Origin of the sequence: Pseudoalteromonas sp. A3 (assembly GCF_025942345.1) — a bacterium.
Lineage (GTDB): Bacteria > Pseudomonadota > Gammaproteobacteria > Enterobacterales > Alteromonadaceae > Pseudoalteromonas > Pseudoalteromonas atlantica.
Genome location: NZ_JAPCKL010000004.1, coordinates 102559 through 124074 on the forward strand (window position 1 = coordinate 102559; position 21516 = coordinate 124074).

At 41.3% G+C, this 21516-nt stretch carries 16 protein-coding genes, 3 tRNA genes and 1 other RNA gene; 13 read left to right on the forward strand and 7 right to left on the reverse strand.

Annotation, left to right across the window (positions count from 1 at the left end; genetic code table 11):
* Positions 1–3 precede the first annotated feature (3 nt).
* The 3 genes from OIZ54_RS09330 to OIZ54_RS09340 all read left to right on the forward strand — a co-directional run bounded on the left by OIZ54_RS09330 (position 4) and on the right by OIZ54_RS09340 (position 401).
* Positions 4–78, forward strand: a tRNA-Gln gene (locus OIZ54_RS09330).
* 123 nt (positions 79–201) lie between these two features.
* A tRNA-Leu gene (locus OIZ54_RS09335) sits at positions 202–286 on the forward strand.
* A gap of 40 nt (positions 287–326) precedes the next feature.
* Positions 327–401: transfer RNA gene (locus OIZ54_RS09340), tRNA-Gln, on the forward strand.
* A gap of 4 nt (positions 402–405) precedes the next feature.
* Here OIZ54_RS09340 and OIZ54_RS09345 read toward each other — a convergent pair.
* Together OIZ54_RS09345 and OIZ54_RS09350 are read right to left on the reverse strand one after the other, a co-directional pair.
* On the reverse strand, positions 406–1995 hold the full coding sequence (locus OIZ54_RS09345; RefSeq protein ID WP_054983450.1) for a putative bifunctional diguanylate cyclase/phosphodiesterase: 1590 nt from the start codon (positions 1993–1995) through the stop codon (positions 406–408).
* Positions 1996–2151: 156 nt separating this feature from the next.
* The gene (locus OIZ54_RS09350) at positions 2152–3333 is read right to left on the reverse strand and encodes an FAD-dependent monooxygenase (RefSeq protein WP_264390362.1); all 1182 of its coding nucleotides are present in this window, start codon (positions 3331–3333) and stop codon (positions 2152–2154) included.
* A gap of 244 nt (positions 3334–3577) precedes the next feature.
* Here OIZ54_RS09350 and miaB point away from each other — a divergent pair, with 244 nt between their 5' ends.
* From miaB to OIZ54_RS09385, 7 genes are read left to right on the forward strand one after another with little or no spacing between them, the layout of a single operon-like run.
* Positions 3578–5026 (forward strand): tRNA (N6-isopentenyl adenosine(37)-C2)-methylthiotransferase MiaB, encoded by a 1449-nt coding sequence (miaB, locus tag OIZ54_RS09355; RefSeq protein ID WP_264390240.1) that lies wholly within the window; start codon positions 3578–3580, stop codon positions 5024–5026.
* A 57-nt stretch (positions 5027–5083) separates the two neighbouring features.
* On the forward strand, positions 5084–6142 hold the full coding sequence (locus OIZ54_RS09360) for a PhoH family protein (protein WP_264390241.1): 1059 nt from the start codon (positions 5084–5086) through the stop codon (positions 6140–6142).
* 4 nt (positions 6143–6146) lie between these two features.
* Positions 6147–6605 carry an rRNA maturation RNase YbeY gene (ybeY, locus tag OIZ54_RS09365; RefSeq protein WP_024033864.1) on the forward strand — a complete coding sequence of 153 codons (459 nt, stop codon included), beginning with the start codon at positions 6147–6149 and terminating at the stop codon, positions 6603–6605.
* 22 nt (positions 6606–6627) lie between these two features.
* Complete coding sequence (corC, locus tag OIZ54_RS09370) at positions 6628–7512, forward strand: CNNM family magnesium/cobalt transport protein CorC (protein ID WP_004589463.1); 885 nt, start codon at positions 6628–6630, stop codon at positions 7510–7512.
* The gene (gene lnt, locus OIZ54_RS09375; RefSeq protein WP_264390242.1) at positions 7493–9058 is read left to right on the forward strand and encodes an apolipoprotein N-acyltransferase; all 1566 of its coding nucleotides are present in this window, start codon (positions 7493–7495) and stop codon (positions 9056–9058) included. Before corC ends, lnt begins: the two co-directional genes overlap by 20 nt.
* A gap of 29 nt (positions 9059–9087) precedes the next feature.
* The gene (locus tag OIZ54_RS09380; RefSeq protein WP_264390243.1) at positions 9088–10488 is read left to right on the forward strand and encodes an ATP-binding protein; all 1401 of its coding nucleotides are present in this window, start codon (positions 9088–9090) and stop codon (positions 10486–10488) included.
* Positions 10478–11119 (forward strand): HNH endonuclease, encoded by a 642-nt coding sequence (locus tag OIZ54_RS09385; RefSeq protein WP_264390245.1) that lies wholly within the window; start codon positions 10478–10480, stop codon positions 11117–11119. Before OIZ54_RS09380 ends, OIZ54_RS09385 begins: the two co-directional genes overlap by 11 nt.
* A 16-nt stretch (positions 11120–11135) precedes the next feature.
* On the opposite strand, the gene OIZ54_RS09390 is transcribed toward OIZ54_RS09385, so the two are convergent.
* Together OIZ54_RS09390 and OIZ54_RS09395 are read right to left on the reverse strand one after the other, a co-directional pair.
* Entirely contained in the window at positions 11136–12215 is a 1080-nt protein-coding gene (locus OIZ54_RS09390; RefSeq protein ID WP_264390246.1) for an RDD family protein, read from the reverse strand.
* 186 nt (positions 12216–12401) lie between these two features.
* The gene (locus OIZ54_RS09395; protein ID WP_264390248.1) at positions 12402–13487 is read right to left on the reverse strand and encodes an alkene reductase; all 1086 of its coding nucleotides are present in this window, start codon (positions 13485–13487) and stop codon (positions 12402–12404) included.
* A 216-nt stretch (positions 13488–13703) separates the two neighbouring features.
* Here OIZ54_RS09395 and zigA point away from each other — a divergent pair, with 216 nt between their 5' ends.
* The gene (zigA, locus tag OIZ54_RS09400) at positions 13704–14903 is read left to right on the forward strand and encodes a zinc metallochaperone GTPase ZigA (protein ID WP_264390249.1); all 1200 of its coding nucleotides are present in this window, start codon (positions 13704–13706) and stop codon (positions 14901–14903) included.
* Entirely contained in the window at positions 14903–15592 is a 690-nt protein-coding gene (locus OIZ54_RS09405) for a DUF1826 domain-containing protein (RefSeq protein ID WP_264390250.1), read from the forward strand. The genes zigA and OIZ54_RS09405 overlap by 1 nt, the downstream gene beginning before the upstream one ends.
* Positions 15593–15618: 26 nt before the next feature.
* Here OIZ54_RS09405 and OIZ54_RS09410 read toward each other — a convergent pair whose 3' ends face one another.
* The 3 genes from OIZ54_RS09410 to OIZ54_RS09420 all read right to left on the reverse strand — a co-directional run bounded on the left by OIZ54_RS09410 (position 15619) and on the right by OIZ54_RS09420 (position 20049).
* Positions 15619–18378, reverse strand: a complete 2760-nt coding sequence (locus tag OIZ54_RS09410; protein WP_264390252.1) for a response regulator — start codon at positions 18376–18378, stop codon at positions 15619–15621.
* 560 nt (positions 18379–18938) lie between these two features.
* Positions 18939–19035: signal recognition particle sRNA small type (gene ffs, locus OIZ54_RS09415), an RNA gene on the reverse strand.
* 138 nt (positions 19036–19173) lie between these two features.
* Entirely contained in the window at positions 19174–20049 is an 876-nt protein-coding gene (locus OIZ54_RS09420; protein ID WP_029774228.1) for a DUF3014 domain-containing protein, read from the reverse strand.
* A 221-nt stretch (positions 20050–20270) separates the two neighbouring features.
* Between OIZ54_RS09420 and OIZ54_RS09425 the strand changes: the two genes are divergently transcribed.
* Positions 20271–21416, forward strand: coding sequence for a patatin-like phospholipase family protein (locus OIZ54_RS09425; RefSeq protein WP_004586945.1), 1146 nt, complete (start codon positions 20271–20273; stop codon positions 21414–21416).
* The last annotated feature ends 100 nt before the right edge of the window (positions 21417–21516 follow it).

A 21516-nucleotide genomic window follows, 5' to 3' on the forward strand; every position in this document is an offset into this window, starting at 1 on the left:
TGTTGGGATATCGCCAAGCGGTAAGGCACCAGGTTTTGATCCTGGCATTCCCAGGTTCAAATCCTGGTATCCCAGCCAATTTCTTCTACCAAAGAAATTGCTATAAAGAATGACAATATACGGGAGTAGCGGAATTGGCAGTAGTCTTGAATTAGACGCTGGATTTAGGTTCCAATACATTAACACCTGTGTATGTTAAATGCGGGAGTGGCGGAATTGGTAGACGCGCTGGATTTAGGTTCCAGTAACTTAGGTTGTGAGAGTTCAAGTCTCTCCTTCCGCACCATGTTCTCGATAAGAACTAAAATATTCAGCAAATTTAGCGTTGGGATATCGCCAAGCGGTAAGGCACCAGGTTTTGATCCTGGCATTCCCAGGTTCAAATCCTGGTATCCCAGCCAATTTCTATATTATCCTGTACTCTTCCTCATTTGCATATTTGTGTATAAACTCATTAATGTTTACTGGCTTGCTAAAATAATACCCTTGCAAATAATCACAATCCATTAGCGTTAATGTTTGTTTAAGATCGTTATCTTCTATTCCCTCTGCCACCACTTTACAATTAAGTCGCGTCGCTAAAAACAATGTCGATTCAACAATCGCGTAATCTGCTATTTGAGTCAGCATGTCTTTTATAAATGATTGATCTATTTTTATTTGGCTTATTGGTAATTCTCGCAGTAATACCAAAGAAGAAAAACCAGTACCAAAATCATCTACACTAAATTCAAACCCTCTGCTATTTAGTTTTTGCATCATTGTGCGGGCGGCTTCTAGGTTTGTCATCATGGCACATTCGGTTATTTCAAAAATAATTGCGTCGCTTAGCGTTGGGTCATGCTTTACTAGTTCTTCAACAAACTCATAAAACTCCGGGCTTTCTAAATCTTTAGTAGAAAGGTTTACATGCAACGAACCTATAAACCCAGCTGCTTTTAACTCCTTTAAGTGCTTTATTGTTTCTAGTAGCACCCATTTAGAAATATTTAATATCAACCCACTTTGCTCAGCAATGCCAATAAATACCTCTGGACTAATAAATGAGCCATCACTTTGCGGCCAGCGTATTAATGCCTCTGCACCATGGACTTCATCGGCTCTGGCATCAAAAATAGGCTGTAAATAAAGCTCAAATTCGTGGTTTTTAATAGCGTGCTTAATACGTGAGGTCATATTTGAAAGCTCATTTGCTCGAGTGCTCAGCGCCTCAAAGTAATGTACATACAGTTGCTGTGTGTCTTTAGCCTCATGCAGTGCTAAGTCTGCTTGCTTTAATAGCTCATTAGCGTGCGACGAGTGATTCGCAAAGGTTGTTATTCCCACAGTCACGTGTACACGTAAGCTATGCTCGTAAATATGAAATGGGTGTTTAGTTGATTTTTTTATGGCTTCAATACATAAATTAATTGCCTCATTGGCTGAGTTATCAACAATAAGTGCAAATTCATCGCCGCCTAAACGGTACAGCTTGGCTATTCCCACAATATTATGGCTGAGTGTTTTTGAAAAAATGCTTAACAGCATATCCCCTACTTTATTGCCGTATGAGTCATTAATCGATTTAAAGCGGTTTAAATCTATAAGCATTAAATAAAACGAAGGCTCGTACTTAACTTGTTTGTTAAGCACCTGAAAAAACTTTTTTCGATTAGGGAGGCCGGTTAAGCTGTCGTTTTCGGCAAGGGTTCGTTGACGTTTTGCAAAGCGGTCTATTTTTAAAATACTTTTATAACTAAGCTGAATAACTAAATAAACAAAAGCGCCCCCGCCAAATAAAATTAGCGATACGCTCATAGCAATAAATCCGGCAATATCGTTATTTACAAAATAATAAAGTACATACCAATAACCCACTATAAAGCTAAAAATAAGCGCCAGTAGCAAAATCCACGAAACACGGTTAGTTTTTTTACAAATTTTTATTGTTGGCACAATGCTCAGCGTTAGTAGCAAAGCGCCAACAATGAGTATAAAAATAAAAAAATTATCCACAAACACACAACTTTTAATTGGTTAGTAGTTTGAGTATGGCAAAAAAACGCAATAACGGAATAAATTAATAGTGACAACTATGCAGTTGCCCAAGTGGCATAAGAAAGGGAGTGACTGGCTGTGCATTTATTAATTTAGCCAATCACTTAAATAGATTTAATTAAGCTCCCCACTAATGGCGTATTTTAATACCCAGTTTTTTAAAGGACCGGTATTGTTAGCCATTTTTAAAAACTGGCTGCGTGCCCATTTTAGTGGCGTAATTTGGTTAGAAAAACCAAAGTAACACGCATCCATCATGCTCATCATTAATAGGTTGGCTTTACGGCGGCTTCGCTCGTATTCTTTTAGTTTTAGCGGACAACCAATATCATCAGCGTCTTCAAGTGCCTGTGCGAGTGCTACCACATCTTGAAAGCCTAAATTAACACCCTGCCCAGCCAGTGGGTTAATTGTATGAGCCGCATCGCCCACTAACACCAAACGCCCATTAGAATAATTATTTGCATGCTGACGAGTAAGCGGAAATACCGCATGGCTTTGCACCTCAAAATCCCCTGCAATAAGCGGAAACTTATTTAAAACATGCGCTTTAATTTGCTCAGCCGTTAACCCTTTAAAGTTTTGTAAGGTATTGGCACTGTCGTACCAAATTAAATTAGCGTATGGCGCCTGCATAGGTAAAAAGGCTAACGGGCCTGTAGGGGTAAATTGTTGCCACGTTTTTACTTGCTGCGGCGCATCTAGCTTTATTAGTACGCCCATGCAGTGCTGCTGATACTGCCACCCTGTTACACCAATATTTGCCTTTGCACGTAGCTGCGATTGCCCGCCATCGGCTGCAATAACTAAATCAGCAGTGTAACGGGTATCGCCATAAATAAGGGTGATTGACGTTGTATCTTGCTCAATAGCACTTAAAGGTGCTGATTGTTCAATAACCTCAATATTATAATGTGCAAACTGCTGCCAAAGGCTTGCTTGTATTAAATTGTTTTCGATTAAATGACCTAAGTGCGAAGTATTAATATCGGCGCAATCAAATAATAGGTTGTCGCCACCGCGCTCAAATGCTTCTAACTGCGTGTAAGGTGCTAATCGATTTTGCCTTAAAATAGGCATAGCCCCTAGCTCGTCCAGCAGGTTTTCTGAAAAACGGTTAATAGCCGATACCCGTATATCTACCTGATCACTTGCTAAAATGGCGTCGGCGTTAATCAGTTTTTTTTCTATTATTTGTACTGATTTTCCTTGCTGTGCAAGCTTTATGGCCATGGCCGCACCGACCATCCCAGCGCCTACAACAATCACTTTGTTTTGAGTCATGTTTTTCATCATTTGGTTAATACGTGAAACTGTTTTGATTGTACCGTAACTCGCCGCATTAGTGCGAGAGTATATAACTATCACGCTATTAAACTGCCTGTGTATTGATTTGAGATCACAAACATGAAAACTATACTTGGATCTGGGCGGGTATCCAGCTAAAATACGCGTCCTTTAAGTGAGCAACCTTGCTCCTTAATCCCGTTTTAAGCACATTTTTGTGCCACTACCGAATTGAACACGAGGCTATATTTCAATGAGCAAAAAGCTGCATATCAAAACTTGGGGTTGTCAGATGAACGAGTACGACTCTCAGAAGATGGCTGATCTTTTAGATGCAACCAACGGCTACCAGCTAACGGAAGAAGCAGCAGACGCCGACGTTATTTTACTTAACACCTGTTCAATTCGTGAAAAAGCGCAAGAAAAAGTATTTCACCAATTAGGTCGCTGGAAGTTATTAAAAGACGACAAGCCAGATTTAATTATTGGTGTAGGTGGTTGTGTTGCCTCACAAGAAGGTGACTCTATTCGCCAGCGTGCACCGTTTGTTGATGTTATTTTTGGCCCACAAACATTGCACCGTTTACCAGAAATGATTAAACAAGTGCAAGGCGACAAAGGCTCATCGGTGGTTGATATTTCGTTCCCAGAAATTGAAAAGTTTGACCGATTACCAGAGCCAAAAGCAGAAGGCCCGTCTGCATTTGTATCAATAATGGAAGGTTGTTCTAAGTACTGTACTTTTTGTGTTGTACCTTACACCCGTGGTGAAGAAGTTAGCCGCCCATTAGATGACGTATTATTAGAAGTTGCGCAACTTGCTGAGCAAGGCGTACGTGAAGTAAACCTGCTGGGTCAAAACGTAAACGCATACCGCGGTGAAACACACGATAGCGAAATTTGTTACTTCTCAGATTTAATCCGTTATGTAGCAGCGATTGATGGCATTGACCGTATTCGTTACACCACCTCGCACCCGGTAGAGTTTACGCCAGATATTATTGATGCGTACGCTGATGTACCAGAACTTGTTGATCACTTACACCTACCTGTGCAAAGTGGTTCAGACCGTATTCTTAATTTAATGAAACGCGGCCATACAGCGCTTGAGTACAAATCAACAATACGTAAGCTGCGTAAAATTCGCCCTAACTTAAGCATGTCGTCAGACTTCATTATTGGTTTCCCAGGTGAAAGCAAAACAGACTTTGAAGCCACAATGAACCTAATTAACGACATTGGCTTTGATATGAGTTTTAGCTTTATTTACAGTGCGCGTCCAGGTACGCCTGCCGCCGACTTACCTGATGACGTATCAGAGCAAGAGAAAAAAGAGCGCTTATACTTACTACAAAACCGTATTACACAAATGGCACAACAAATTAGCCGCCAAATGTTTGATACAGAGCAACGTATTTTAGTTGAGGGGCCTTCTAAAAAGAACCCAATGGAATTACGTGGCCGCACCGAAAACAACCGTGTAGTTAACTTTGTTGGCCCACACACAGTGATCGGCCAGTTTGTTGATGTACGTATTACCGAAGCGTTACCAAACTCTTTACGTGGCGATTTAATTCGTACAGAATCAGAAATGAACTTACGTCGTGATATTGCTCCTTCAGCTATTTTAACAAAAGCTGCAAGCGTTGAGCCAAAAATCGATACAACCAACGAAATTGGCGTAGCTACTTTCGTACCGTAGTTGTATAAATTCATTGCGCCAGTAACCCTTACTGGCGCACCCGAATAGGAAGTAATTTTGAGTAATCAGTTAAAAACATTAGAGATTTATTTAGAACCTGCCGACAACAAACGCCTTTCTTCTTTATGTGGCCCGTTTGACGAAAACATCAAACAAATTGAACGCCGCCTAGGTGTTGAAATAATCCACCGCGACAACTTTTTTAAAGTAACAGGTAAACTGCACTCAGGTGCCGCGGCCGTAGACATTTTAAAAAACCTTTATGTTGATACTCAACCTGTTCGTGGCGAAATTGGTGAAATAGAGCCCGACAACGTACATTTAGCCATTACCGAATCAAAAGCCCTAGAACAAGAAGTGCCGCAAAGTGCGTACGGCAAAGAAATGTTTATTAAAACCCGCCGTGGCGTAATTAAACCGCGTAACGACAACCAAGGTTTGTATGTTGCTAATATTTTGCATCACGACATTACCTTTGGGATTGGCCCTGCCGGTACAGGTAAAACATACCTAGCAGTTGCAGCCGCAGTAGATGCTCTAGAGCGCCAAGAAATACGTCGTATATTACTTACCCGCCCAGCGGTAGAAGCCGGCGAAAAACTGGGTTTTTTACCAGGCGATTTAAGCCAAAAGGTAGACCCATACCTGCGCCCTCTTTACGATGCGCTATTTGAAATGCTTGGCTTTGAAAAAGTAGAAAAACTTATTGAAAAACACATTATTGAAATTGCCCCACTTGCTTACATGCGTGGCCGTACACTAAATGATGCGTTTATTATTTTAGATGAAAGCCAAAATACCACCGCCGAGCAAATGAAAATGTTTTTAACCCGTATAGGCTTTAACTCTAAAGCAGTAATAACGGGCGATATAACACAAGTTGATTTACCACGCGGTGCGCGCTCAGGCCTTCGTCATGCAATAGAAGTACTTAGCGATGTTGAAGAAATTAGCTTTAACTTTTTCCTATCGCACGACATTGTTCGCCACCCTGTTGTTGGCCGTATTGTCGAAGCCTACGAGCGCAATGACGAAAGCGAGCGACTAAAGCGTATAGAAAAACAAAAAGCCAAAGAGCAACTTGCCGCTCAACAGCCGCCTTCTACTAAAGAGTAATACCGTGAGCACTGAATTAGATTTACAAATAGCGTGTGAGTTTGACAACCTCCCAAGCGAAGAACAATTTGCACTGTGGGCCGATAAAGCCCTGAGCAAGTTTCGTGATGAGTCTGAGCTGAGTATCGTTATAAGCGATGAAGCCCAATCACAACAATTAAACAACGACTACCGTGGTAAAAATAAACCAACCAACGTGTTGTCGTTCGAATTTGAAGCACCGCCAGGCATTGATTTGCCATTAGTAGGTGATTTAATAATTTGCCCAGCCATTGTATTGGCCGAGGCAATCGAGCAAGAAAAGTCATTTCATGACCACTTTGCCCATATGGTTATTCATGGATGCTTGCATTTACTTGGATTTGACCATATAAAGAGTGAAGACGCTTTTGAGATGGAAAGCATAGAAAAGCAATTACTTGCAGAGCTAAACATAGCTGACCCATACCGGGACGAAATTTAATTTAACGGAGCATTTAGACGCAATGAGCGACGATAACTCGCAATCTAGCCAGGGTTCTTCTGGCAAAACGTGGATGGGCCGCATAGCCCAAATGTTGCAAGGGGAACCCCAGAATAGAGAAGAGCTGGTTGAAGTAATTGCCGACGCGCAAGAGCGTGACGTAATCGACCCAGAAACCAAAGAAATGATTGAAGGTGTGCTTGGTGTATCCAAGCTTAAAGTGCGCGATATAATGATCCCGCGCTCACAAATGGTCACACTTGAGGTCGACAGCCCCCTTGAAGATTTGATCCCCATGATGGTCGACTCCACCCACTCGCGTTTTCCGGTGGTGTGTGAAGACAAAGACCACGTTGAAGGTATTTTGCTCGCAAAAGACTTGCTGCCGCTTATTTTAAATAAAGATGAGCACCTACCCTCACTGCGCGAATATTTACGCCCAGCCATGGTAGTGCCAGAAAGCAAGCGCGTAGACACCCTACTAAATGAATTTCGTCAACAACGCTACCACATGGCTATTGTCATTGACGAATACGGCGGTGTATCGGGCCTTGTCACCATTGAAGATATTCTTGAAATAATTGTCGGCGAAATCGAAGATGAACACGACGAAGAAGAAGATCAACAAGATATTCGCCAACTTGCTAAGCATGTATACGTAGTGCAAGCGCTCACCCCTGTAGATGACTTTAACGAGTACTTTAAAACAGGTTACAGCACCGATGAAGCCGATACCATTGGCGGCACGGTACTACACGCATTTGGCCATATGCCAAGTCGCGGCGAAACAATTGAAATAGACGACTATCAGTTTAAAGTAACTAATTCTGATAACCGTCGTATTTTACAACTGCAAGTCACCGTTCCTAAGGTTGATGAAAACGACAGTGAAGAAACTACTAACTAAACTCATCCTGTTAGTAAAAGATAAAAAAGCATGGCTCGCACTGGTTGCGGGCCTTATTTTAACTTTTGGCTACGCCCCTTACCAAATTTGGCCCATCGCATTTTTTAGCATTGCCGCCATTATTTTTTGTATTAACCCAAACAACACAGGTAAAACGCACGCGAAAAGCGCCGCTAAATATGGCTTTATATTTGGCTTAGGCTGGTTTGGCGCGGGTATTAGCTGGGTGCACGTATCTATTGCCACCTTTGGCGGCATGCCGCTTATAGCGTCGCTCTCGTTAATGGCTTTACTGTGCTCATATTTAGCCCTGTTTCCAGCACTCGCGTTTTGGGCTGCAACTCGCTTTGCAAGTGGCCCTAAATGCATGGGGGCACTTCTAATTGCCACTATAGCCATTAGTGAATATTTACGTGGGCACTTACTGACTGGCTTTCCGTGGCTAAGTTTTGGCTATACACAAACAGATGGCCCGCTTAGGCTGCTTGCCCCTTATATTGGCGAATTTGGCTTAACGCTTACCTGTGTTGCCATTGGTTTTGCCCTTTACAGGCTCACCCAAAAAGATTTTAAAACCCCATTAATAAGCGCAGCCGCTTTAGCGTTACTTATTATTGGTGCATTAAATACCGGTAATAATCACTACTCTGGCAAAGAAATGTCGACCTTATTGGTGCAAGGTAATATTAAACAACACCTGCGATTTGAACCCAGTGAGTTTTGGACCACCATGAGCAAGTACCAAGACCTAACACGCCCACATTGGGATGCCGACCTAGTGGTATGGCCCGAAGCCGCCGTGCCCGAAATAGAAGCCCTTGCCGACACGTACTTAGCCAATTTAGACAGCGCGGCCTCGTTTAATAAAACCGCATTAGTTACCGGTATTGTTGACTACCAGCTCGACACCAAAACCATTTACAACACCCTTATTGTGGTAGGTAATAAAGAGCACAACGACGAGCACGGCCATTACCGCTACCTAGACAAAAACCGCTACCGTAAGCACCAGTTGTTACCTATCGGCGAATTTGTACCATTTCAGGATATACTGCGCCCTATAGCGCCATTGTTTGATTTACCTATGTCATCGTTTACCCGTGGCGATAGAGTGCAAAACAACTTACGCGCCAATGGATTTAATCTGCTACCTGCGATTTGCTACGAAATAGTATTTGCCGATTTAGTGCGCGGTAATTACCAAAGCAACTCTGACTTGCTGTTTACCGTAAGTAACGATGCCTGGTTTGGCGATTCAATTGGGCCATTACAACACATGCAAATAGCCCGCATGCGCGCATTAGAATTACAACGCCCGCTGGTACGTGTTACCAACAATGGCGTAAGCGCCGTATACGACCCAATAAGCCACACTCAGCAAACCATGCCACAGTTTGAAGCCGCGACCATGAAAGCCGATATAAAGCTTATACAAGGCGACAGCGTGTACAGCCAATACGGAAACATGTTTGTATGGGGATTTGTGGTGTTGATGATGATCGGTGGAATTGGGGTTAGGTTTACAGTAAATTCAAGCAAAGGCTAAATAGTCTTCAAATGTAAAAAGGTGTGGAAATGGGATTTCGAGCACGAAATATAGGTAGTATTCAGCTTTTTAATGGTATCGATAATGAAAAGCACGCTTTTACTGTTGTTGTGGGTGATAATGGCAGTGGTAAAACAGAGCTTTTGCTGGATATCTACAGAAAGTATTATTCGAAATATGCAGAGCTATACAAACCTCAAACACAGACTGGTAAAGATAAGCTTCGCCGATTAAATGATAAAAGTGATTACGAAACTCTTAGGCTTATATTTGGGGCTGAATTCCCACAAAAAGTAATATGCGCCTCAACGAGCCAATTTGAGCGCTTCCAAAGTGACTTTAAGGCCGATGAATATGAATGGTTATCTGAAGTATATTCATATATCGGCTCTAAGCCATACATACAAGATTTAAGCCCTTCAGTGCGTATAGCATCAAATGCAATAAAACAACTACTCATACAGCAAACATTTGAACTACGCAAAGCCAATGCGCTAAAAGCATTTCTAGATGAATTTGGCTTTAGTAGCGTACTAAAGATTAAATTAACCCCAACAATCACAGAAGATGAACTTGTCACTATATCTTCTGGAGATATTAAAAATATTTCTTTAGAGGCACAACTGAAACTTCAAGCTGCAGCCTACCACTTTGAGAAAATTGAACTTTTAAATTTGCTTTCAAAACTCGAAACTGTTTATACCTCACCTGAAATTTTATTAAACCTTAGTAATCAATCTTTAAAATTAATACCGACAAGTTTAGGTTATGATATTGAATTTGATAAAAGAGAGTTGTCTGATTTAATACGTTCAGGTTTAGTCATTGTAACAGATATTGAAACAGTCAAAGATCAATCTTCAAAAACAAATTACTTATCGCCAGATGCCAAAGTCAAATCTCTATCAGCTCGAAGTTCTGGTGAGCAATGTCTTTTTTTACTATTTCTAGGAATCGTGGCTTCAATTGAAGATAACTCATTAGTATTAATTGATGAACCAGAAATAAGTTTGCACCCTTCTTGGCAAGAGCGGTTTGTAGATATTTTAAATCAATCTCTGAACACTTACTCTGGTTGTCATTTTATTATTGCGACTCACTCGCCACTGATAGTTTCAAATATATCGACAACAAACTGTGAAATTTTAAATATTCAAAAAAATAGTTTATCCGATGCATCGGAGCATTATTTACGCTCCTCAGACTATCAGCTTGTAAATGTTTTTGAATCACCAGGTCACAGTAATGAATATCTGCTTAAAATTTCTATGCATATTTACTCAAAAGTCAAAACATACAAGTTCTTTGACGAACTAGATATTAAGCATCTGCAAATGCTTAATCGTATGAAACAAAAAATGAGTCGCGATGACCCTATATTGGAACTCATTGACTCTTTGAATGAGGTATTTAAAGTTTATGGACAGTGAGTTAAAAGCAATAGAATTTACTAAAGAGCAAAAAGCCCTAATTAAAGGAGTTATGGAGTCTCCAGAATTTAATCATGTTGATTGGTCTAATGATTGCTTAGAGAGCTTAAGATCAAGCATAAGAAACCACTATCGCAATGCCCAAAATTTTTTATGCTGCTATTGTAAAAACCCTGTTAGTTTAACAAGTGCTGCTAATTGCCAAGTTGAGCATATAGCCCCAAAATCTCGATATAAAGATTTTATTTTTACTGCTAAAAACCTTTGTGTCGTATGCGCTGACTGTAATAGTGCAAAGCAAAGTTTCGATGTAATAAAGCCTTTACCTTCTAATAAGAAAAGAACTAGATATCCGACTACATCACAGTTTTTAATCGTACATCCTCATTTTGATATTTACTCTGAACACATTAGAAAATTCGGAGAAAGATTTTATTTTCCACGTACAAAAAAAGGTGAAAATACACGCACTATATGTAAGTTAGACAGAGGTATTGAAGCCCTCGGTTATTTTGATTCACCAGAATCCCTTAAAAATTTTGAACTAATCGCCCAAATAATGGATGCAACAGTAAAAAAAGATACAAACAAAAAAAATATATTAAAAAAGTTGCTGATTGAATCAATATAATACGGCGCTGCTGAAATTAACTTTTTACAGTCTCTTCTACCGTTTGAGCATTTACAACTTGATTCACACTGCCTTGAATAACCACCGTGGCTGATATTTTATCTTGAATGGCTTGCCTGTTTGGGTCCCAGTACACTTGTAAAAAGCCTAATAAACCTGTTGCAAAACCTGCGCCGTACCCGCCGTATCTGCCAAAACAATCAAGCATACCTAGTGGCTCGCCATTTAGTGAGACCACCCGAATATTACATACTTTTTTACCTGGGGTTTGTCCGCGCCATAATAACGAGAACAACGTAAAGTATACGGCAGCCCAACCAAAACCAAGGCCTAGGTCTTGAATAATGCCTTTACCCCACTGCAAAATGCTGGTGACAGGTTTGGTTTGCTCGCTTTTAGTTTCAGCTTTTTCAGTGATATTGCTTTTATGAGTTACTTCGTCCGAAATACTTTCTCGCTCTGTCTCATTATTTTTAAAATCATCTGCCGCAACGGGTTCATCATCAGGTATGGCCATTAAGTGCAATAATGTGCGCGTAACTTCAATTCCTCCTACGTTTTGCATTTCAGCAAGCGCTGGTAATTGGCCAACTAAATTAGCTCGAGCAACGCTTTGGCAAGCGTCATCGCAGTTTTTATCGTCGTCTGTTTGCGTTAAATAGGTGCGTATTATTGCTTTATCATGCTCGCTTAGCTCATCGTTTTGCTGTGTTTTTTCTATTTGAGGTGTTTGTATAACGGTATCGCCTTCAAAAAAATCAATCGCTAACGAGAGTACGGTTAATGAACTTACAAATAAAAAGCTCGCGGCAAAAAGTTTTAAGGCTCTGCGCCAAAACGACGACATTTTTGGAAGATATTGCTGCGCAGTGCCTTTATAAAAAGCCATGGCAGCCACAAAGGCAATTAAAGTGGCGCTTAACTTAGCGGCCATAAATATTAAAGTGACATCAATAGTCATCGCCAATGCACGTTTAATTGGGCTCGCTAATGGAATACCTAATAACGCTTGGTCAATTTTAAAGGCATACGGGGTGATCACGTCTTTGGTTTCAGAGTCTGATAACGCGAGTTGCTCTATCTCTTTGGTTTTCATTTTTATTTTTATGTTTTTAAAATGGGTAAGCTATTTAACTTACGCGCTTTTTATTGTTATATCAATCCGCTTAATTAAGTGATCTATTTTGCTGATTGGTATTAGCTCAAGTTAAAGCTATTGATTTACCAGCATAAAAAAAGGGCTGCATACATGCAGCCCTTAAAATACTTTATTTATAAATAATTAAGCGGCTGGGTAATCGGTATAGCCTTGCTCTGCGCCACCAAATAAGGTGTCGGGGTTGTGGCTATTTAGCGGTTTACCTTGCTCTAAACGTGCAGGTAAATCTGGGTTAGACACAAACGGGCGACCAAAGCCAATCATGTCGGCCCAGCCTTGTGTTAGGGCTTCACCGGCACGTTCTTTAGTGTACTTACCTGCATAAATTAATACGCCGCTGTATGCTTTACGAATAGCCTGTTTAAATTCAACACTCATTAAAGGGGCATCATCCCAGTCGGCTTCAGCAATGTGCATGTAGCCCACGCCAGCGTCGTTTAGTGCTTGAGCAACGGCTAAATATGTTTGCTCTGGGTTATCATCAACCGTGCCGTTAAGCGTGGTAAGTGGCGCAAGCCTTACACCTACTTTTTGACTACCAATTTCATCGCTTACTGCATTTACAACCTCTGTTAAAAAACGCAAACGATTTTGCACACTGCCGCCATATTCATCAGTACGGGCATTTGATTGCGAGTCTAAAAATTGGTTAATTAAATACCCGTTAGCAGCGTGTAGCTCTATGCCATCAAAGCCTGCGTCTACTGCATTTTTAGCCGCTTGGCGAAATTCGCCTAGTACATTTTCAATATCTTGCTTGCTCATTTCACGCGGTAACTGAGTCTCAACAAAGCCAGGCTCGCCGTTAGTATCTACAAATACTTTTACGTCTTTTGCAGCAATGGCCGATGCCGATATAGGCTGAACACCGCCCGTGTTGTCGCTGTGAGTTACGCGCCCTACATGCCAAAGCTGCGCAAACATAACGCCACCAGCATCGTGCACTTTGTTGGTTACCGTGCGCCAACCTGCTACTTGCTCGTTTGTGTAAATACCTGGTGTCCAGGCATAGCCTTTACCCAGCTCACTTATTTGTGTGCCTTCGCTTACTATTAACCCAGCACTTGCTCGCTGCGCATAATAAGTGGCCATTAAATCATTGGCAATGTCGCCAGGCTGCGTTGAGCGCGAGCGAGTCATTGGTGGCATAACAATACGGTTTTTTAAAGTTTTACCTGCAAGTTCTATGGGTGAGAAAAGTAACGTCATAATGCCTCCTAAGTTTGATGGCGCTCATAATAGCGCAGCTATATAAATTCAAAAATAGCAAAAAACACAAAATAGCTTTGTTGTATTTGCAAAAGTGTCTACTTATTCTTCTGCTGAGCATTACATACAAACCATTTAAAAAGTCATGCTAGTGCTAGAAAATTCAATTGATACAATATAACATACCAATAAATACCTATTAGTAAGTAAAATTAAATGATCAATAAACTGCCCGTCACAGTGTTATCAGGCTTTTTAGGCGCTGGTAAAACAACCGTACTTAGCCATATTCTTAATAACCGACAAGGAAAAAAAGTGGCTGTTATTGTCAACGATATGAGCGACATAAACATAGATGCAGCCACAATTAAAAACGATGTATCACTCAATCACAGCAACGAAAAACTCGTCGAAATGAGCAACGGCTGTATTTGCTGCACACTACGAGAAGATTTACTTGTTGAAGTGGGCAAACTTGCCAAAGATCGCCGTTTTGATTATCTCGTCATTGAATCAACAGGCATTTCAGAACCTCTACCGGTTGCCGAAACATTTACCTTTGCCGACGAAAACGGTGTTTCTCTTGGTGATGTTGCCACCCTCGATACCATGGTAACCGTGGTTGATGCGGTTAACTTTTTAACCGACTACGAACAAGCAAACGATTTACAAGATACTGGCGAATCGTTAGGAGAAGACGACGAGCGAAGCGTGGCCGACCTACTTGTTGATCAAGTTGAATTTGCCGATGTAATTTTAATTAGTAAAACCGACTTAGTCAGCAAAGCGCAATTAAATAAGCTCATTGCAGTTTTAAATACCCTCAACACCCAAGCTGAAATTATTCCTATCACGGCGGGGTGTGTTGATATTAATAAAGTACTTAACACCGGCTTATTTGACTTTGAACGCGCCCAACAAGCACCAGGTTGGCTTAAAGAAATACGTGGTGAACACATTCCCGAGACCGAAGAGTATGGTATTAGCAGCTTTAATTATACGGCGCGCCGCCCATTTAACCCTGAGAAGTTTTATCACTTTTTGCACAACACCGAGCAATTTGGCAAGCTCATTCGCTCTAAAGGGTATTTTTGGCTCGCAACGCGCCCTTTGTTTTGCGCGCAGTGGAGCCAAGCCGGCGGTATAGCTCATTACGGGTTTGCTGGCATGTTTTATAAAGCAATTCCTAAAAAAGACTGGCCCACAGATCCCGAGCTACTTGCTGATATAAACAGTAAATGGATAGAGCCCTTTGGTGATATGCGTCAAGAACTTGTATTTATTGGTCAGTCGTTAAATAAACAAGCCATGATTGAGGCGCTTGATGATTGCCTACTGCCAGAAGAAGCCGTGCTTAAAGGTAAGGATTTTTGGAAAACCTATAACGACCCGTTTCCTATTTGGGAGGAAGTGTAATGAATGCCCTAGCTCCAATAACGGCGCAAATAAAACCCACTGAGCAACTCCACCGAAGAGCAGCTAAAGACAATAACGCCAATATATTGCCACACATTTATGACCAAAACACTAACATCGTTATTTGGCAAAGAGACCTTGAACAAGCATTAACAAATGCCGTTAATACACTCATTAGCACTAATGCCATAAAACCACTTGAGCTTGCGGTATCACCCGATGATGCGTTTGATAAGTTAGTCACTGCACTTAAACCAAATGATAATAACCGCGATGAAACTGATGCGCTATGTAAAGACATAGCATTATTAGTTGAAATGTTTTGCTGCCTATTTGATTTAAAACGCGCCGGTTTAAGGCTAAAAATATTAGATAAACCTATGTGCCCGCGTTTTCATGTAGACAAAATTCCGTGCCGATTAGTGACTACCTACCAAGGCGTTGCAACGCAGTGGTTAAATCACAGCGATGTAGAGCGCTCAAAGCTTGGAACTGGTAATTTAGGTAAGCCCGATGAAGAGTCTGGCTTATTTAAAAGCCTAAATAATATTAATCAGCTAAATCAAGGGGATGTTGCCCTGCTTAAAGGTGAGTACTGGGATGAAAACGAAGGCGCAGGGCTTGTACACCGCTCTCCACCGGTGGCTACAAACGAGCAACGCTTGTTGCTCACCCTCGATTTTATTTAAAGTTTGTTATGGTGATAAACGCTGCACTAATGGGCGTTTATCACCCTCGCGATTACTTCGTACAACCCTTGTGTATTTACCGGTTTAGATACAAAGTCATCCATGCCTACACTTAAACAGCGCTGCTTATCATCTTCGTAGGCGTTTGCGGTAATAGCAACAATGGGCACATGTGCCTTTGTGTTTACCTCGTTAGCCCGTATTGTTTGGGTGCACTCGTAGCCATCCATATTAGGCATTTGGCAATCCATTAAAATTAAATCAAAGCGATTACCTTCAAGTACTTTTAGCGCTTCTATGCCATCGGTTGCCATCACTAAGTTTACCTTTGTAGGCTCTAGCATTTTTGCAATTACTTGGCGGTTAATGGGGTTATCTTCAACCAGTAAAAGTGTTTTATCGCTTAAATTAGGCAACGACTTCGCCTGTTTAACGGGCTCTGGTTTGTTGGACTGTGCTTTAGGTGCACTTACGTAAAATTTAAGTACGCTGCCTTTGCCTGGTTCGCTGTTGAGGGTAATTTCACCCTGCATTTTTTTAATTAACCCTTGGCTAATTGCTAAACCTAAGCCTGTGCCACCATACTTACGTGCCACACCTACATCTGCTTGTGTAAACTCACTAAATAATAACGACTGCTGATCTTTTTCAATACCAATGCCGCTATCGGCTACGCTTATTAAAAGTTGCTCGTTTTCGTAATCAAACGATAAACGCACAAAACCACGCTCGGTAAACTTATACGCATTAGATAGCAAGTTAATAATGACTTGGTTTAAACGTAGGTCGTCTACTTTTACGCAATCTGGCAGCCTGTCGCTTTGACTAACAATAAACTCGACATGATCAGAACTTACAATGGGAGAAAACAACGACTTTATATTGGCAATAAACGGCGCAAGGTTAGTCGCCCTAGGGCTAATTTCCATGGCGTTAGCTTCTATTTTAGAAAAATCTAAAATATCGTTTAAAATTTTCAGTAAATTTTGTGCGCTTTTTTGCTGCGTATTTAATAGCTCCCGCTGCTCATCGGTTAATGAATTATCGCGTAATAAAACCTCACCCATGCCTAAAATACCGTTCATAGGGGTGCGTAGCTCGTGGCTCATATTGGCTAAAAATTGCGACTTAGCAACATTGGCTAAATTAGCCCTATTTACCGCTTTTTTAAGCTCGGTGGTTTGCTCTGCCACTTTGCCCTCTAGCTGCTGATTAAATTCGCTCAGCTGGGTATTTAACCCTTGGTTTCTGATATTAGAGGCTTGTAGGTTTTCTATTGAACGCTGAAGCGCATTAGCTAGTAATTCAAATTGCTGTTGTAGCTGCAATACCTCATGCCAGCTTGAGTCTGTATTAAACTTATGTGTTTTGGTTTTACCAAAGCTTTGCATTAGCGTAGTTAGGCTAGTAATTGGCTGCACTAATAAATTAGCAAGTTGGTGTATAAAAATAACCACCATAAGCATCAATATCGCACTTAACAAAATAGTGGGTAGCCAAGCTTTTGCCACCGACATACTTAAATGCTTACGATTATAAAAGGTAATAACTTGCCAGTGGTTTTGTGGGTCAATGTACCTAGAGCTGTGGTACACCTCGTTTTTGGTTGAACGAAATAGGTTTTTATCACCTAAATTACTGGTATTAAAGCCCTCCCCGTTAAAATGGCTCAGTATTTTAAATTCATCAAGGGAGCTAAATACCACTTTTTGCTGCGCATCTAGCACCACTAAATCGCCCGTGTACTCAAATAAGTTAGGTATAAACCGCTCTAAGCGGTCTAACTTTAACGAGCCCTCTACCACACCATAAAACGTATTGTTACGGTATATAGGTGCCGACAGCGCCACTATGGCTTCGTTACCTAGGCCGCGACCTTGAAACACGCCACTGGTATAGCCCAGAGGGAACTGCTGAGCTTGGGTAAAGTATGCTCTGTCTTTAACACTACGCTGCGCAAGGCTAAGCCCCTCTATTAAATCGCTGGGCGAGCTAAGCTCTACAAAGCCATCTGGGTTTGCATACAAGCTGGTGGTAAAGCCTGGAAATAACGACATTAATCGTTTGAGCTGCACATCGCTTGCAGTGCCCGCACTTATTGCGTCGCTACTCATAACAATGGCGTTTTTATGAAATGCTAAATAATCATTTAATTGCGTGCTAATAGACTCGGCTTTTTCTTTTAGTTGAGCGTTTACTTCATACTCTAAACGCGCATGATGATCGTTTACTAAAATTACACTGGTTAGCAGTACCACTAAAATAATAATGACACTAACCACATAGCTTAAAATTTTTGCCAGGGGCCTCCCCTGATACGCACGGCTAGCGTAAGGTACAAATACACTAACTAAATCAACCACCGCCAAGCTTATTAGCGCGTTAATTAAGTACTTTGATATCGCTACTATTAGCGTTAACCAGGCCAAGCCAATAACAAATTGGCCTATAACCCATACAAAGGGTAAACCAATACATAGCCAAAATACGCTACCCAGAGGAAGAATAGGTTTAGAGCGGCGTAAGCAAAAAGCATAAAGCCAACAAAGCTCGAGTAAATACACAATACTCGGCCAACAATGGCCCCACCTATAAAGTAAAAAACCAGAAACAATGGCAAGGCTTAGGCACGCGTAACGCAGCCCAGTAAATACTAAGCTGCATAAAACAAACAATTGCCCAAACAAAAATTCGGAGCTGTCGAAAAAATACAATGGCGAGAGATTTACTAACCCGCCTAATAACCCTAATAAAACAGCGAGTGTCCACTTACTTCTTTGCGGCATTAATCAACCTTGGGGCACTTTGTTAACACTTTACATGTTAAAATTAATGTAATTTTTACATTATTACGTACAAGACAAGGGTTGTCTAGCAGCAATAAAACAGGAACAGGTAAACATTACCCCCTGTCAAAAAGCGTGTTATGTGTTTTTACACTTACTCTTTTTATGACTGCCGCTTAAATTTTACTTAACATCCTTAAGCATAGGCTTAGCATTTGCGATTGCTAAATAGGCATTAGCTAACACTTCTGGAGCTGCGCAATAATCAACAATAAGTATTACTGTTGAAACATTTAGTGACTGCAATTTATTGCCAAGCTCAGCAAATGTGAGTTTTGCTTTGGCGTTGCTAAATAAGTAATTTGATTTTTTACATAAATAGTGAATGTTTCATCTGCTAGTGCAGTAAACGGCAATAATAAAAACAGTGTGAATGTAAAAATGAGGTAGAGCGGTAATAGTGGAAAATCGATACTCGTAATATTAAATATTTAACGGTGTCACTAAGGAATAATTTAAAAGGAATGTATTTTCACCCAAATGAGGAATTTGGGTGGCAGTCTTACCAGCCACATCTCGGCACACACGTCACAAACTGTGGCTGCTCCCTTCCGGGCCTGACCAGGTTCGCCTGCTAGAGTTGCGAGAGGACCAATAAGACTACCATTGAGGGCCTTGGTTGGCGCGGGAAGGATTATCTCTACTTTTGGTGTGTTATTCAAGGGATAATCAAAAAAGAAAGTGCGATTGCATGCTTCATATACAATCGCGGTTAAAAACAGCCTTTAATGCCTATTAATTACGCTCTAACTCGGCTTTAATTTTACGCAGTGCTGCTTTTACTTTTTTCATGTTTTCTGGGCCCATACGTAACAGCTGTTTTTGTGCAGCCGGTAATTGCTCCCATTCAGAAAACGCATACTGATAAGTAACCGAGTCACGCAGTAGCGGTAACTCGCCTTCTGGCTCCGGTGTATCAAGTAATAACTCAATAGCATCTTCTAGCGTTTGATTAAATTCATCATCGCCGTAACCAATTTCACTGTACGCGTTGTTGATTAATGGCTTGTATTGCTCGTACATACGCACAGCTTGGGCGGCGCTCAAGCTCGTAAATACTTTTACATACGGTGTATAGCGCTCGTAGCTGTTAGGGTCAATTGTTAAAATATCCCCTTCGTTTACGCTAAATTCTTCTTCAGGTTTAACCACTGGCGTGTGCTTTTTAGCAATTTTGCCTTTGGCTATGTTGTCTATAAATACGACGCCACGGCGAATTACATCGTCGGTTACCATTAGGCTCATTACCGAATCGCTTAAGTATTCATCCATTTTGGCAACCACTACGGTATCGCTTTCATCAAGCGTTGGTAATGGCTCTACAACCGGCTCTGGCTCAGCTGGGCGCTGAGCAGGCACGCTTAGCTCAGCTGGCTTTTCAGGCTTAACTGATGGCGCATCTACCACAGGGTCGTTTTCTGGCTTTAACTCCATCACTGGCTGTTCTTTTGGTGTTTGCTCTACCTCTGTGCGAGTTTCTGGCTCGTCAGTGGGCGATAGCAGGACGAACGCAGCGGCACACACTAAAATAATTAAAATAATAACGGCGAATAAAAAATTGTTTTTAGGCGGACGTTTTTGAACATCTGACGCTTCTGGTTTATCTGACATACAAACTCCATAAATTTAAATGCATATTACTCAGAGTACGCTGAGTGGAAAAAATTCACTATCGGTAATCACTATTACTTAAATATAGGCTTTACAACATAAACCTACACTTACTAATTAGAACAACGAGCCATAGTAACTCAGTTATTCTTTGATTCTTCTAGCTTAAAGACTTAAAGTTGATAAATAAAGAAAAGACGTTAAGCAGTTCAAAAACCACTATGAAAATCCAGCAAGTTGACCCACATAAACCTAAAATAGCCCTATTACTTACAGGTGGTGGCGCTCGCGCTGCTTATCAAGTGGGCGTGCTTAAAGCGCTTGCTCATAGTATGCCTCGCACCGCGCCTTTGCCATTTAGAATTATTAACGGCACTTCTGCAGGCGCGATTAATTCTGCAGCTTTGGCCTGTTATGCCTCGTGTGCACATTTGGCCGTGCGTAAGCTTGAGTCTGTTTGGAAAAACTTTTCAACATCTATGGTCTACAAAAGCGACTTTTTAAGTGTATTTGGCCATATTGCGCGCAATATTTTAACCAGTTTTCAGTCTGAGCACATAAACCACCCACCCGGCAGTTTGCTGAATAACCGCCCTTTGCGCGGTTTATTAAACGAAATTTTAGACCTGCACCGCATTGAACGTAATTTACATCGCAATTATTTAGAAGCGATTTCTATTACCGCTTCAAGCTATACAACCGGTGACTCTGTTGCGTTTTTTCAGTCAAATACACAAACACCTTGGCAGCGTGCCAAGCGCGAAGGTCGCCCTATGCGCATTAACGTTGAGCATTTAATGGCCTCAAGCGCCATTCCTATGGTGTTTCCAAGTGTTAATGTATTTAACCACTATTTTGGCGATGGCTCTATTCACCAGCTTTCACCGCTTAGCCCGTCTATTCATTTAGGGGCTGAAAAAATATTTATTATAGGGGTAGACCAACCAAAAGAGTCGCATCCGGCGGGCTACTCGCCCCACTACCCTGGGCTTTCTGCGGTTGCAGGGCATTTACTCGATAGTGTATTTAGCGACACCATGCAAGCCGACCTTGAGCGCCTTGAGCGTGTAAATCGCACTTTAGGGCTGCTTCCGGCGCGCGACAAACACCAAGAGCTGAAACAAATAGAGACGTGTATTATTAATCCATCAAAAAACTTTAACGATATTGCCGCGCAATACTACAGCGATATGCCGTGGGCAATTAAGTTGCTGCTACGCACAATTGGGGTAAAAAAGCACTCGCAATCGAGTTTAACCAGCTATTTATTGTTTGAAAAACGCTACACTCAGCACCTAATTCAAATTGGCTATGAAGATGGCATGAAAAAACTACCCGAAATACGCCAATTTTTAGAGCTCGATTAACTAATGTTGGCCTTTGCTAATTAAAACTTGTTCTATGGGCTATTTAATCGCAGAGCAAGCTTTAAAACCAACTGAGCTGGACAACTACCTGTGTTATTTT

Bases quoted from the DNA above. Each gene is read 5' to 3' on its own strand.
- zigA (WP_264390249.1), top strand. From the start codon at position 13,704: ATGATCAATAAACTGCCCGTCACAGTGTTATCAGGCTTTTTAGGCGCT.
- miaB (WP_264390240.1), top strand. From the start codon at position 3,578: ATGAGCAAAAAGCTGCATATCAAAACTTGGGGTTGTCAGATGAACGAG.
- corC (WP_004589463.1), top strand. From the start codon at position 6,628: ATGAGCGACGATAACTCGCAATCTAGCCAGGGTTCTTCTGGCAAAACG.
- OIZ54_RS09420 (WP_029774228.1), bottom strand. From the start codon at position 20,049: ATGTCAGATAAACCAGAAGCGTCAGATGTTCAAAAACGTCCGCCTAAA.
- OIZ54_RS09425 (WP_004586945.1), top strand. From the start codon at position 20,271: ATGAAAATCCAGCAAGTTGACCCACATAAACCTAAAATAGCCCTATTA.
- OIZ54_RS09405 (WP_264390250.1), top strand. From the start codon at position 14,903: ATGAATGCCCTAGCTCCAATAACGGCGCAAATAAAACCCACTGAGCAA.
- OIZ54_RS09380 (WP_264390243.1), top strand. From the start codon at position 9,088: ATGGGATTTCGAGCACGAAATATAGGTAGTATTCAGCTTTTTAATGGT.
- OIZ54_RS09395 (WP_264390248.1), bottom strand. From the start codon at position 13,487: ATGACGTTACTTTTCTCACCCATAGAACTTGCAGGTAAAACTTTAAAA.
- OIZ54_RS09410 (WP_264390252.1), bottom strand. From the start codon at position 18,378: ATGCCGCAAAGAAGTAAGTGGACACTCGCTGTTTTATTAGGGTTATTA.
- OIZ54_RS09350 (WP_264390362.1), bottom strand. From the start codon at position 3,333: ATGATGAAAAACATGACTCAAAACAAAGTGATTGTTGTAGGCGCTGGG.
- OIZ54_RS09385 (WP_264390245.1), top strand. From the start codon at position 10,478: ATGGACAGTGAGTTAAAAGCAATAGAATTTACTAAAGAGCAAAAAGCC.
- OIZ54_RS09390 (WP_264390246.1), bottom strand. From the start codon at position 12,215: ATGAAAACCAAAGAGATAGAGCAACTCGCGTTATCAGACTCTGAAACC.